General features: G+C 42.7%; 10 protein-coding genes. 6 read left to right on the top strand and 4 right to left on the bottom strand.

Annotated elements, in window-relative coordinates:
* Positions 1–8: 8 nt before the first annotated feature.
* Both LAQ65_RS02030 and fbp read right to left on the bottom strand, forming a co-directional pair.
* Positions 9–545, bottom strand: coding sequence for a CAP domain-containing protein (locus tag LAQ65_RS02030; RefSeq protein ID WP_224115262.1), 537 nt, complete (start codon positions 543–545; stop codon positions 9–11).
* Positions 546–547: 2 nt separating this feature from the next.
* The gene (gene fbp, locus LAQ65_RS02025; RefSeq protein WP_224115261.1) at positions 548–1,561 is read right to left on the bottom strand and encodes a class 1 fructose-bisphosphatase; all 1,014 of its coding nucleotides are present in this window, start codon (positions 1,559–1,561) and stop codon (positions 548–550) included.
* A 110-nt stretch (positions 1,562–1,671) separates the two neighbouring features.
* Between fbp and LAQ65_RS02020 the strand changes: the two genes are divergently transcribed.
* Positions 1,672–2,934 carry an aspartate kinase gene (locus LAQ65_RS02020; RefSeq protein WP_224115260.1) on the top strand — a complete coding sequence of 421 codons (1,263 nt, stop codon included), beginning with the start codon at positions 1,672–1,674 and terminating at the stop codon, positions 2,932–2,934.
* On the opposite strand, the gene LAQ65_RS02015 is transcribed toward LAQ65_RS02020, so the two are convergent.
* Positions 2,931–4,130, bottom strand: a complete 1,200-nt coding sequence (locus LAQ65_RS02015; protein WP_224115259.1) for a L,D-transpeptidase family protein — start codon at positions 4,128–4,130, stop codon at positions 2,931–2,933. The genes LAQ65_RS02020 and LAQ65_RS02015 overlap by 4 nt on opposite strands.
* A 74-nt stretch (positions 4,131–4,204) precedes the next feature.
* Positions 4,205–5,335 (bottom strand): 4-hydroxyphenylpyruvate dioxygenase, encoded by a 1,131-nt coding sequence (gene hppD, locus LAQ65_RS02010; protein WP_224115258.1) that lies wholly within the window; start codon positions 5,333–5,335, stop codon positions 4,205–4,207.
* Between the two features lie 198 nt (positions 5,336–5,533).
* Between hppD and LAQ65_RS02005 the strand changes: the two genes are divergently transcribed.
* From LAQ65_RS02005 to purE, 5 genes are all read left to right on the top strand, one after another.
* Positions 5,534–6,661 carry a 5-(carboxyamino)imidazole ribonucleotide synthase gene (locus LAQ65_RS02005; RefSeq protein WP_224115257.1) on the top strand — a complete coding sequence of 376 codons (1,128 nt, stop codon included), beginning with the start codon at positions 5,534–5,536 and terminating at the stop codon, positions 6,659–6,661.
* 295 nt (positions 6,662–6,956) lie between these two features.
* Complete coding sequence (locus LAQ65_RS02000; RefSeq protein ID WP_224115256.1) at positions 6,957–7,892, top strand: efflux RND transporter periplasmic adaptor subunit; 936 nt, start codon at positions 6,957–6,959, stop codon at positions 7,890–7,892.
* A gap of 7 nt (positions 7,893–7,899) precedes the next feature.
* Complete coding sequence (locus LAQ65_RS01995) at positions 7,900–10,992, top strand: efflux RND transporter permease subunit (protein ID WP_224115255.1); 3,093 nt, start codon at positions 7,900–7,902, stop codon at positions 10,990–10,992.
* Between the two features lie 9 nt (positions 10,993–11,001).
* On the top strand, positions 11,002–12,327 hold the full coding sequence (locus LAQ65_RS01990) for a TolC family protein (RefSeq protein WP_224115254.1): 1,326 nt from the start codon (positions 11,002–11,004) through the stop codon (positions 12,325–12,327).
* A gap of 76 nt (positions 12,328–12,403) precedes the next feature.
* Positions 12,404–12,892, top strand: coding sequence for a 5-(carboxyamino)imidazole ribonucleotide mutase (gene purE, locus LAQ65_RS01985; RefSeq protein ID WP_394369713.1), 489 nt, complete (start codon positions 12,404–12,406; stop codon positions 12,890–12,892).
* The last annotated feature ends 1 nt before the right edge of the window (position 12,893 follow it).

Raw genomic sequence — 12,893 nt, 5'->3', positions numbered from 1 at the left:
AATTTACACTATGATTTTTGTGAAAAGATCTGTGTATAATAAATAATCCCCTGGCTATTGCGTGAAACTCCGATTCCGGTCAGGTTATATTTCCCTTCCATATTTTTTTTGTGTGGCGGACTTTTCAGCCATCCCTGTACTACTTCACGGGCAGTCATTTTTCCGTAGGCCACATTTTCCGCAGAACTGGTAATTCCCCCGAGCCTTTTATTGATGCGGGAAATCCTGCCTTCAAAGCCATCGTGACCAAACGGAACCTGCTTGCTGGCCATATGCTGGCTGTGCAGGGCTGCCTCAGAACCAATAACACTGTTTGCCTGCAACGCATATAGCCCAATAGATTTACGGTGCCGGTTAACCTCTGCCAGGATATCGCTTTCCAGCGATGACAGGTTAATTGCCGAAGAGGAAGTTTTTGTGTTGGTGCCTGTGCTCTTTGCAGGACTTTTACAGCCTACAAAAAACATTAACAGAATACCTAAACAAATCAACGGATTACGAACCACCATAAATGCTTTAGCCGGTATAAGCAAGTATTGTACCACAGCTATTTTTTGAGAAAACTTTCAAGTTCCTCCATCATGCCCTTACTACCGGCAAAAAATGGTGAACGTTCATGTAAGCCGGCAGGTTCCAAATCAAGAATCCGGGTTTTACCGTTGGTAGCTTTCCCACCGGCAACTTCCAATAAAAAGGCAAATGGATTGCATTCATACATCAGGCGCAATTTCCCTTCAGGCATATCAGACATTCCCGGATACATGAAAATCCCTCCTTTTATAAGATTCCGGTGTACATCACTGACCATACTGCCTATATACCGCTGGGTATATGGACCACCGGTCTCTGAAGTTTTCTTCTGGCAGTTGGTAATATAATTCCTGACCCCTTCATCATATTGAAAGAAATTCCCATGGTTTACTGAATAAATTTTGCCCAATTCAGGGCATTTGATATCAGGATGGCTCAGGCAGAATTCACCAATGGATGGATCAAGGGTGAAACCATTAACCCCTCTCCTTGTGGCATACACCATCATGGTACTGCTGCCATAAATGATATAACCGGCGGCCACCTGGTTAATTCCGGCCTGTATAAAATCTTCTTTCCTGCAAGGTGCCCCCAATTCACTTTTACGCCGGTAAACAGAAAATATGGTCCCAATGGAAACATTTACATCAATATTGGAACTTCCATCAAGTGGATCAAACAAGACAATGTATTTGGATTGGTTACTGACCACATCATTAAAAACCACAATCTCATCCAACTCCTCACTGCCGACACCTGCACAACTTATACCATGCCGCAATACACCAACCAGTTGGTTATTGGCAAATACATCCAGCTTCTTTACTTCTTCACCCTGGACATTAATACTGCCATAATCGCCAAGTATATCTACCAATCCGGCTTTATTCACTTCAACATTAATCCTTTTTGCTGCCAGGCCGATATCGCGGAGAAGGTTGCTTAATTCACCGGTTGCCCTTGGAAATATGCGCAATTGCTGAATGGTAAATTCATCCAGGGTCAGGACCTGCCTGTTAATAGTGGTCATAAAGCAATCGTTTGAACAGTAACAAAGAAACAAAAAATTGGAGATTCTAGCCGGTTGATTGTAGTTTCGGGGCCCGGATCCAATAAAATTAAATTTCAATCCAGATAAATATGCGCGTATTCAAGTTTGGCGGTGCAAGCGTAAATAGTATAGAAAGGATAAAACAGGTAGCGAAAATTTTACACAGTTTTGAAAAGGAAGAATTACTCATAGTAATTTCTGCCATGGGCAAAACAACAAACGCCCTGGAAAAAGTAGCTGAACAGTTTTTCGCAGGAAACAAGGAAGAATCGCTGCAATTATTCAGCCAGGTAAAACAGCAACACCTTACAACTGCGAAATACCTGCTGGTAAGGAATTACCTGGCTTGTGAACAATCACTGACCAACTTTTTCACTGAAGTGGAATGGCTTTTATATGATAAACCGGTAAGGAAATTCGATTATTATTACGACCAGATTGTTTGTGTTGGTGAACTTTTATCCACGGCTATTATGAGTGCCTTTCTAAATGAAGAAGGGATAGCAAATACCTGGATTGATGTTCGTGATATTATCCGCACGGACGATAATTTCAGGGATGCAAATATCGACTGGGAATTTTCACAGAAGCAGGTTGACCAGCAGGTGAAACCTTTGTTCAAAAAAAACAGGATGGTTATTACCCAGGGGTTCATTGGCGCAACTGATGAAAATGAAAGTGTAACCCTTGGAAGGGAAGGAAGTGATTATACCGCAGCAGTTTTTGCCAATATGCTGGATGCTGAAAGCCAAACAATATGGAAAGATGTTGAAGGCGTAATGAATGCAGACCCAAAGCAATATCCCGATGCCCAATTGATCCCCGAACTAAACTATACTGAAGTTATTGAGATGGCTTACTATGGTGCCCAGGTAATTCATCCGAAAACTATTAAGCCCCTTCAGAATAAAGGCATACCGTTATATGTGAAATGTTTCCTGGATCCTTCTTTGCCAGGTACTGTGATCCATAATAAAACTGTTCAGGGTTTGCCACCGATTATTGTCATGAAAGAGAACCAGGCATTGATCCATTTGAAATCGAAAGACTTTTCTTTTATTGGTGAGAAATCTGTGGGACATTTATACCATCTCTTTGAACAACTGTCCATTAAACCCAACCTTACGCAAAATGGGGCGATAAGCTTCCTTTGTTGCCTCGACGACAAACCCGAAAAAATTGAGCAACTGGCCCTTGAAGCCGCAATATATTTTGATGTGGTTGTTGAAAAGGGTTTGCGCCTCTTAACTGTGCGGCATTACCACCATGAAGTAATGCAAAAATTAATCGGGAATAATGAAGTAGTCCTTCGGCAACAATCTCCGGAAACAGCACAAATTGTGATGCGTTAGGCCTCAGGTTTTGTCTCTACGAGAATGGTCTGTTTCAATTTCATGGGAACATTTACTGGAGTGTTGCGTTCATCACGAACCGCAGGCTTCCAGTCGGGCATTTGCTCCAATGCATCTAACAGGTATTCATTCAACTGGTCATTTCCACCTTTCAGGATTTTTGGATTCAGCACCTTGCCGTTTTTATCTACAATGAATTCAACTAAAATATAGGCAGTATGCTGGTCTTCCTTTAAGAATGGCGCAAGTTCAAGGTTTAATTGCCGCAGGTAATTTTTGAAAGCTGTTATACCACCTGGAAATTCAGGCAATTTCTGTACCGTATTGGGAATATCCTTTTCATTAAAGGGAACAGTAATGCGCTGTTTTTTAATGACGGGAGCTGATGGAATTATTTTTTTCTCCAGACTGGGCAGTGCAGATTTCACGTCCTCATCCAGTACATAACTACCCCGGCCATTTACCATAATAACCGGCAACTTCTTATATTTTTCAAAATAGTAAAACACTTCCTTGAGGCTGCTTGCCAGGTTAGCGTAATCAGCAAAATCCCTTACATACCTGTTAAGGTATTCGGAACTGCGTCGGTTATTAAATTTTACAGGAAAAATATGCACCGGGATAAAATCCTGCCCAAATGACTTGGCATAGCTCGCCATTAAATATAGTTCTTCAATTTGGGTGTCAGTTATTGGGATACACCCCGTAGTTACACAGCTGCCATGAATATAGATATCACCACCCGGCTGGATGGCATCACTCAGGAACCGGTCAGATGCATTCGGGTAATTCAATCCAAGGGACAAATGGTAAATACTGCGGGGATTGAACTCATTGATATAATAAAAACCTTCAGGCACCTGGTAATCCCCTTCCATTCTTTTAGGCCCGAGGGTACCTGCCATTGCACAGACCTTATAAGTCTTGAACAATTTAAATGGCTCATCCTTTTCATTTTTTACCCAGACCTCAAGCTGGCTATCGTATTTAAAGGACCTGATATAAAGGTATTTGGCTGGCCATTCCAAACCCTTTTCCCTGAATTGCCTGATTAGGGAATCTTCTCTTTTAGCTAACGCACCATTAAAACGGGGGAAATTCCGCTGGTATTCAGCAAAATTAGGCTGGATTGAGTTTTGTGATTTCAGAGAAAAAACCGACAAAACCAAACCAAGAGTAAACAGGATTTTATTCATAGTAACAATACCGCGCCTTAAAAATAATACAAAGAATCGGTAATACTAAGTTAGAATTCTCCCCACCCTGTGGATTACAAATTACCGCGCTTTTCCTGCTCTCTTTCAATGGCTTCGAAGAGTGCCTTGAAATTTCCCTTGCCAAAACTTTTTGCCCCTTTCCGCTGAATGATTTCAAAAAACAGGGTTGGACGGTCTTCCACGGGTTTTGAAAAAATCTGCAGCAAATAACCTTCCTCATCACGGTCGACAAGAATCCCCAATTGTTTCAATGGCTCAAGGGCTTCATCAATTTCACCAACGCGATCCAGCAAATCATCATAATAAGCCGGTGGTACTTTCAGGAATTCAACGCCCCGGCTTTGCAGGGCAGTTACTGTTTCGATAATATTATTGGTAGCAAGCGCCACATGCTGGCATCCTTCCCCATTGTAGAATTCAAGGTATTCCTCTACCTGGCTTTTCTTTTTTCCTTCAGCGGGTTCATTGATCGGAAATTTTACATAACCATTTCCAGTACTCATTACCTTGCTCATCAGGGCAGAGTATTCTGTAGAAATGTCATTATCATCAAAACTCAGGATATTCCTGAAACCCATTACATCCTCGTAAAACTTCACCCATTTGTCCATTTGGTGCCAGCCAACATTTCCCACACAATGGTCAACATATTGTAAACCGGTTTCTGGTGGGTTATAATTGCTTTCCCAGGTCTGGTACCCGGGCAGGAAATCACCTTTGTAATTTTTCCTTTCAATAAAATAGTGATCAGTTTCCCCATAAGTCCGGATACCACTAACCACCACTTCGCCATGGTCATCTTTCAATACAACCGGGTCTTTACAACTGACGGCTCCCCTGGCAGTGGTTTCAGTCCAGGCCTTCCGGGCATCATCAACCCGAAGCGCCAGCACTTTCACGCCATCGCCATGTTTATAAATATGGTCTGCCATACTATTGCCAGGTCGCAAAGGGGTGGTAAAAACAAATGTTAGTTTATTCTGCCGGACGGCATAACTGGCTATTTCTTTCATACCCGTTTCTGGTCCGGCGTATGCCAGGCTTTGAAAGCCAAAAGCGGTTTTATAAAAATGCGCCGCCTGTTTGGCGTTGCCTACATAAAATTCAACATAATCGGTGCCTTCCAGGGGAAGAAAATCTGTATTGGCATGCTGTTGCAAGCGGGTTGCTATTGAGTGGGACATACAGGGAATTTTGGTGAGCGGTAAATGGTAAGCGGTAAGCGGTGGTTGACTATCGCGCCCTGCCAGCCTGCATGGCCAGTGATTCCATCAGCAAACAGTATTGCCTGCGGTGATCGGGAAACAACTTATGGGGATAGTCGGGAACCATGATTCAAAGATAGCATATGGCCACATTAATCTTCCCCGTATTTTTGTGCAATGAAAAAAGTTGGAATTCTCGGGGGCGGGCAATTAGGCAGGATGTTACTACAAGAAGCAGCAAATTACCCGGTGGAGACCTGGGTTATGGAAAATGATGCCGAATGTCCGGCAGCCCATTTGTGTCATAAATTCATAGTAGGTGATATCAGGAATTTTGAAGACGTATATCGTTTCGGGAAACAGGTTGAAGCGCTGACCATTGAAATAGAATCTGTAAATGTAGATGCACTGGAACAACTGGAAAAAGAAGGAATAACCGTAATCCCAAAGCCTTCTGCCCTGCGCACCATTAAAAATAAAATCAGGCAAAAAGAATTTTACCAGGCACTGGAATTACCAACTGCTCCATTTATTGTAACACAGAATAAAACAGACCTTTATAACCACCGCAATTTCTTCCCTGCCGCACATAAATTAGGAGAAGGCGGTTACGATGGCAAAGGGGTTCAGTTAATCAATACAGCCGATGAAATTTCCCTTGGCTTTGATGCGCCAAGCGTGTTGGAAAAGAAAATCAACATCAGTAAGGAAATATCCGTTATAGTTGCTATTGATAGTAAAGGAAGCGCTGTGATGTACCCTCCGGTAGAGATGGTATTTGATCCCAACCTGAATTTACTGGATTACCAGATTTCCCCGGCAGATATTCCCGAAAAAACCAAATGGCGCCTGGAAGCTATTGCAAGGAAACTTGCTATTGCCCTTGCATCACCGGGATTATTCGCAGTAGAATTATTTGTTGATACAAACGGGGACGTGCTGGTGAATGAAACTGCGCCAAGGGTCCACAATAGCGGCCACCATACCATTGAAGCCCATTATTCCTCCCAATACGATATGCTTTGGCGGATATTACTTGATTATCCCCTTGGATCACCTGCAGCCATTATGGCTTCCTCACTGGTAAACCTGATTGGGGAAAAAGGCCATAGCGGTCCGGCAGTATATGAAGGAATTGAAGATGTGTTGGCTTTGGAAGACTGTTATATCCACCTTTATGGTAAAAAGGAAACAAGGCCGGGTAGGAAAATGGGGCATATTACCATTGTAGGCAAAGACCGGCATGACCTGGTAAGAAAGGCCCACCAGGTAAAAAGATCCCTTAGGGTTATCAGCAAGCCTTAAAACCCTGATTTTTTTCCATTCATAATCTATGAGAACCACTGAACAAAGATTCAGGCCTTTTGCATTTTTACCGTCGTATCCACAAGATCGAATAGCCATTTGTTTTTTAAATCTGTTAATTTTACCGTTGTTCCAACTTTAACCAAGCAGCAAGCCCATGCGTTTATTTATTTCCAGAAATGGATTAGTGTTTTTTTTGATAAGCCTTTTGTCCTTATCTGCCTGTACCTCGAAAACCGACAAAAAGATTGCCGCACCCGGTCCAGCTGGTTCAGGCAAGGGCCAATCGATGCCTATGAAAGTTGAAGGATTCCTGGTTAAAACCAAAACTGTCAGTGAAAAACTGGAAGTTCCGGGAAGCATCATCCCCTTTGAAGCCACCGAATTAAGAACTGAGGTGTCTGGTCGGGTTACACAACTGAATATCCATGAAGGCCAATCCGTAAGCAAAGGAACTTTATTGGTGAAACTATATGATGCCGACCTCCAGGCTCAATTAAATAAGCTAAAAGTGCAGCTGGAAATCTACCAACAAACAGCAGCTAGGCAGGCTGAACTTTTAAAAATTGAAGGTATCAGTAAGCAGGAATATGACCTGAGTGTTTTGCAGGTGAACAATATAAAGGCTGATATGGAACTTATCGCAACTTCCATCCAGAAAACTGAAATAAGGGCACCTTTTTCCGGTAAACTGGGATTGAGGAATATCAGCTTAGGGGCGTATATAACACCATTAACACTCATTACCAATATCCGGCAGGAAGACCAGCTGAAACTTGAATTCACTGTTCCCGAAAAATACAGTAGCAAAATCAAGACTGGCGACATTGTGAATTTTATGGTGGAAGGATCTGAGAAATTAAATCCGGCTAAAATTATTGCAACAGAAGAGGCTGTAACGGAAGAAACAAGGAGTTTAAAGGTCAGGGCTGTGGTAACAACAAAATCGCCGCAATTAATACCCGGTGCATTTGCTAAAGTGACCCTTGATTTTGGGCAGGATAAAAATGCACTGATGGTTCCAACCCAGGCAGTAATTCCACAAGCGAGGTATAAAAAAGTAATTGTCAGCAGGAATGGAAATGCTGTTTTCGAAACAGTTACTACAGGGGTTCGTGACTCCAGCTTCGTACAGATTATTTCGGGAATCCATGCAGGTGACACCATTGTTATTACCGGATTACTTTCTATCAAACCTGATTCCAAACTGGAAATCACCAAACTTAACTAAGTAAAAGATGAATATTTCTGAACTGAGTTTAAGGAGGCCGGTACTGGCGATCGTAATGAATATTATTATCATAGTATTCGGCCTTATCGGGTATAAGTTCCTTGGTGTAAGGGATTACCCCGCTATTGACCCCCCTATTGTAAACGTAAGGACCTCCTATCCCGGCGCAAATGCTGATATTATTGAATCACAGATTACTGAACCACTGGAGAAATCCATCAATGGGATAGCAGGTGTAAAGAATATTACCTCGGGCAGTAGCCAGGGTACCAGTAATATCACGGTCGAATTTGATCTGAATATTGACCTTGAGGCAGCTGCAAATGATGTTCGTGATAAAGTATCACAAGCCGTGCGTTCCCTTCCGGATGACCTCGATGCGCCGCCTGTTGTTTCAAAAGCTGATGCCAGTTCTGATTTTATATTGTCGATGACTGTGCAAAGCAATACCAGGAACCAGTTACAGGTTACCGAATATGCCACCAATAACCTGCTGGAAAGGTTGCAAACTATTCCTGGTGTTAGTGGGATCCAGATTTGGGGAGAAAAAAGATATGCCATGCGTATCTGGTTTGACCCTTCCAAATTATCGGCCTATGGATTAACACCTGGTGATGTCCAGGCCGCTTTGAAAGCACAGAATGTGGAACTTCCTTCCGGCAAAATAGCAGGAAACGCCACGGAATTATCAGTGCGTACTTTTGGGCAGCTCAATACAGAAGAAGAATTTAATAATATCATCGTTAAAAATGTCCCCGGCGCAGATATACGATTAAAAGATATTGGTGAGGCTGTACTTGGCCCGGAAAATGAAGAAACTATTTTAAAGGCGAGCGGAACCCCGATGATTGCACTGGCCATTATCCCGCAACCCGGATCAAACTATGTTGAGATCAGTAAAGAGTTTTACAAGCGCTACGAACAGATAAAAAAAGAAGTACCCTCAGATATCAGCCTGGATATAGCACTGGACCAAACCGTTTTCATCAAACGATCAATACTGGAAGTAAAGGAAACATTACTCATTTCACTTGTCCTGGTAGTCTTAATCATTTACATCTTTTTCCGCGACTGGATAATTGCCATTCGCCCGCTGATTGATATCCCGGTTTCACTGATCGGGGCATTCTTCATTATGTACCTGATGGGATTTACCATCAATGTATTAACCTTGCTGGCCATTGTGCTTGCAACCGGGCTTGTTGTTGATGACGGCATCGTAGTTACAGAGAATATCTTTAAGAAGATGGAAAAGGGGATGGATAAATGGCAGGCTGCAAAAGAGGGTTCCAAGGAAATCTATTTTGCAGTTATTGCAACCTCCATTACGCTTGCTGTTGTATTTTTACCCATCGTTTTTTTACAGGGATTTGTAGGTCGCCTGTTCCGCGAATTCGGAATTATCGTTGCTGGTGCAGTGCTTATTTCAGCATTTGTTTCCCTTACCCTGACACCTGTGCTGAACGTTAAACTCACCAGGAAAAAACATCACCATTCCTGGTTTTATATTAAAACAGAACCATTCTTTACCGGGCTGGAAAATTTTTACCGTAGAACACTTACGGCATTTATGCGTGTCCGCTGGATATCTTTTGTGATCATCATTATTTGCTTTGGAATTATATATAGTATCGGAAAAAACATCCCGTCAGAATTGGCTCCAATGGAAGACAGAAGCCAGTTCCGTTTGTCGATTACCGCCCCGGAAGGCACATCTTTTGATTATATGGATGCCTATGTTGACCGCATCGGCCAGTTTGTGGTTGATTCTGTGCCTGAAAAGCAGGTTATGCTTACCGTAACAGCACCTGGTTTTTCAGGCTCTGGTTCGGTTAATACCGGTTTCCTGAGGATGTTACTGGTTGATCCGGACAAAAGGGAACGCAGCCAGCAGCAAATTGTGGATATGGTTACCAGGAATTTATCGCGATTCAATGAAGGAAGGGTTTTTGCTATCCAGGAACAAACCATTGCCGTAAACCGTAGAGGTGGCTTGCCTGTTCAGTTTGTTTTACAAAATATCGATTTTGAAAAACTGCGGCAGGTATTACCCCAGTTCATTGAAGAAGCGAATAAAAACCCGGTATTCCAGGGCGTGGACGTTGACCTGAAATTCAATAAGCCCGAACTGAGGGTAAATGTTGACCGCCTGAAAGCAAGTCAGCTTGGTGTTTCCATTGAAGATGTATCTTCAACACTGCAACTTGCACTGAGTAACCGCAGGTTGGGATATTTTATAAAAGAAGGAAAACAGTACCAGGTAATTGGCCAGCTCGCCAGGAACGACCGCGATGAGCCAACCGACCTGAAATCGGTTTATGTCCGCAGCAAAACCGGTCAGGCGATTTCCCTTGATAACATTGTATCATTCACGGAAGAAACGACCCCACCAACCATTTATCATTTTAACAGGTATAAGTCAGCTACCGTTTCAGCCGGACTTGCCCCGGGTAAGACTGTCGGGGACGGTATTAAGGAAATGGAGGGTATCGCTAAAAAACTACTGGATGAAAGTTTCACGACTTCATTGGCCGGAACATCCCGCGATTTCGCTGAAAGTACCAGCAATACCAGCTTTGCATTTTTATTGGCACTTGGACTTATTTTCCTGATCCTTGCTGCCCAGTTTGAAAGCTTTATAGATCCGTTCATTATCATGATTACAGTGCCCCTGGCCATGGCTGGTGCATTGCTATCGCTTTGGCTGTTCGACCAGACACTGAATATCTTCTCCCAGATCGGAATGATCATGTTAATTGGACTGGTTACAAAAAATGGCATCCTGATTGTTGAATTTGCCAACCACAAACGAATTGATGGCATGGCTAAAACACCCGCTGCTATTGAGGCAGCCGTAAGCAGGCTCCGCCCTATCCTGATGACCAGCCTCGCTATGTCACTGGGAGCTTTGCCGCTCGCACTTTCAATGGGTGCCGCGTCTACAAGCCGCATCCCGCTGGGTATTGTAATAGTGGGTGGTATCATGTTTTCCCTGATCCTTACGCTGTATATAATTCCGGCCATCTACTCCTATCTTTCTTCTAAAAAGAAAGCACATAGTGAGCTGGATGAAATTTTAACTATACCGGTACCGGCATAAAAAAACCATATGAAACGCAGAATAGGAATTATTTTATTTCTTTTTATTACAGGTATTACGGGAATCAGTGCACAGGAAAAATTAACTGTTGAAGAGGCTATTGCAACAACCCTTGCCAACAACTACGATATCAGGTTATCAAAACTGGATTCAACTTCATATGGTATTGATGAATCTTATATCTATACCTTTTTCCTGCCCACCCTGAACGGTAATGTTTCCAGGACTTTCAACCGTAACACGGAAACCAATAAGTTTAAAGGTATGCCGGGCCGTACTGATACTTCCGGCATTTCAAAATCAAATAACTGGGTAGCCGGCGTAGGTATGAACTGGGTCCTGTTTGACGGATTCCTGATGTTTGCAACGCGCGACCATGTTAAAGAATTGGTTAAGATGGGCTCACTGGGCATTAAAACCCAAATTGCCAACAGCATAGCTGATGTAGTGCGCACTTATTATGATATCGTTCAGCAAAAACAACAACTGAATGCCATTATAGAACAGAAATCAATCAGCGAGGAAAGGGTTAAACTTGCTGATAAAAAATTATCTGTGGGTTTGGGTGCTAAACCGGAATTGCTGCAGGCCAAAGTTGACCTCAACGCATTCATTTCATCACAACACAGGCAAAATACGGTAATACTCCAGTTGAAAGAGCAGTTGAATCAATTGATGGGCGTATCAAAAGGTATAAACTATGATGTATTAGATACCATCCCGATAAAACAGGATCTGACCCTCGACAATATCCTTACAAATATTGACCAGACTAATCCGGACCTTCAAATCTTTAAAAAGAACATAGATATTTCTAAAATTGTTTTAAGGGAAGTGAAATCAGGGTATTATCCAAAGATTAGTCTCGTTAGTAATTATAATTTTAACATGGTTAATAATACCCAGAATATAAACCCCTTCCAGTTGCCATACAGGCAGGTTTCAGGTCTGTCAGCCGGACTTACTGCTACAGTTCCCATCTTCAATGGATTTAACGTTACAAGGCAGGTAAAGCAAGCCAAGCTTTCCATCCTGCAACAGGAAGTCCAGTATGACAACCAGATACTGCAGGTAGACGTAGCCGTTAAAAATGCATTCAAGGATTATGAATTGCAAAAGCAAAACCTGTTGCTGGAAGAGGATAATATTTTACTGGCAAAAGAAAACGTAAATATCGCATTGGAGCGGTTCAAACAAGGGGTAAGCACCTATATTGAATTGAGGGATGCGCAAATCAGCCTGGTTGAAGCATATAACCGCCTCATTGCTGCAAGGTATAACGCAAAAGTTGCCGAAATTCAATTAATGAGATTAAAGGGAGAAATAATCAGGTAGGGTAAAACTAAAAAACAGCATTATGTCAGTATCCGGAATAAACCAACAAGTATCAGCTTTGCAAGTAGGCATAATTATGGGATCTGATTCAGACCTTGCCATTATGCAGGCCGCCGCCGATATGCTCAGTCAATTTGGTATTGGCTATGAACTGACTGTAGTGTCTGCCCACAGGACACCAAAAAGAATGGTGGAATATGCCAGCCGGGCAAGGGAAAGGGGGCTTAAAGTAATTATTGCCGGTGCAGGTGGCGCCGCCCATTTACCAGGAATGGTTGCTTCCTTAACCTCTTTACCTGTTATTGGTGTTCCTATTAAATCTTCTAATTCAATTGACGGATGGGATTCAGTTTTGTCCATCCTGCAAATGCCTAATGGCATCCCGGTAGCAACCGTTGCCCTTAATGCAGCTAAAAATGCGGGCATACTTGCTGCTTCAATAATAGGTGCATTTGACCCAGTTACTGGCGACAAGGTTGCTGCCTATAAAGCTTCGCTGGAAGAGGAAGTACTGGCAAAAGTAAATAAACTCAAAGCCGGGGGGCAACCAAATAGTTTCGACTGAG

The organism is Flavihumibacter profundi, from assembly GCF_020076305.1.
Lineage (GTDB): Bacteria > Bacteroidota > Bacteroidia > Chitinophagales > Chitinophagaceae > Flavihumibacter > Flavihumibacter profundi.
The sequence above is the reverse complement of the archived record's forward strand: the minus strand, read 5'-3'. Positions and strand labels throughout refer to the sequence as shown.

Bases quoted from the DNA above. Each gene is read 5' to 3' on its own strand.
- fbp (WP_224115261.1), bottom strand. From the start codon at position 1,561: ATGACCACTATTAACAGGCAGGTCCTGACCCTGGATGAATTTACCATT.
- LAQ65_RS02020 (WP_224115260.1), top strand. From the start codon at position 1,672: ATGCGCGTATTCAAGTTTGGCGGTGCAAGCGTAAATAGTATAGAAAGG.
- LAQ65_RS02015 (WP_224115259.1), bottom strand. From the start codon at position 4,130: ATGAATAAAATCCTGTTTACTCTTGGTTTGGTTTTGTCGGTTTTTTCT.
- hppD (WP_224115258.1), bottom strand. From the start codon at position 5,335: ATGTCCCACTCAATAGCAACCCGCTTGCAACAGCATGCCAATACAGAT.
- LAQ65_RS02005 (WP_224115257.1), top strand. From the start codon at position 5,534: ATGAAAAAAGTTGGAATTCTCGGGGGCGGGCAATTAGGCAGGATGTTA.
- LAQ65_RS02000 (WP_224115256.1), top strand. From the start codon at position 6,957: ATGAAAGTTGAAGGATTCCTGGTTAAAACCAAAACTGTCAGTGAAAAA.
- LAQ65_RS01995 (WP_224115255.1), top strand. From the start codon at position 7,900: ATGAATATTTCTGAACTGAGTTTAAGGAGGCCGGTACTGGCGATCGTA.
- LAQ65_RS01990 (WP_224115254.1), top strand. From the start codon at position 11,002: ATGAAACGCAGAATAGGAATTATTTTATTTCTTTTTATTACAGGTATT.
- purE (WP_394369713.1), top strand. From the start codon at position 12,404: ATGGGATCTGATTCAGACCTTGCCATTATGCAGGCCGCCGCCGATATG.